Source organism: Lacinutrix sp. YIN62, assembly GCF_057219185.1.
On the sequence record NZ_JBXVVH010000091.1, the window covers coordinates 1 to 552 of the forward strand.

Sequence of the window (552 nt, forward strand, 5' to 3'; positions counted from 1 at the left end):
TAGAGTTATGGTTGAAACAAAGGATGAGATTACCAGAATTAAAGCTTTAAAAAAAGAGATAGAGCAATTGAAAAAGCTGCTGTTAAAAAAAGACATGGATCAAATGCTAACAGATGCTTATTTAGAAGTTGCAGCTAAAAACTTAGGCTATAAAAACATTTTAGAACTTAAAAAAAAACTAAATATCAAGCCTTAGTTATAGCTATTGAAAACAAAGAAAGATTTACGTCTATCTCATCAATATGTGATTGTTTTAATCTAAAACGTGATGCGTATTACAAATACAAAACACGTGAGAGAATAAGAAAAGAACAAGCTCAGAAGTTTATTGAAATTGTTAAGAAGAGACGTAAATCTTTACCAAGAGAAGGTGTTAGGAAATTAATAAAATCCATTGCACTAGATTTAAAAGAGAATGATCTAAAAATGGGTAGAGATACGATGTTTACAGTACTTAGAGATAATAATATGTTAACTCTAAGAAAAAAATACAGTGCAAGAACAACACAATCTTACCATCGCTTTTACAAACACCCTAACCTGATTAAAAAT

At 29.0% G+C, this 552-nt stretch carries 1 pseudogene; it reads left to right on the forward strand.

Annotated elements, in window-relative coordinates:
- Positions 1 to 196 (forward strand): annotated as a pseudogene (locus AC2D8I_RS16335) (transposase); the annotation flags it as partial.
- Between the last annotated feature and the right edge of the window lie 356 nt (positions 197 to 552).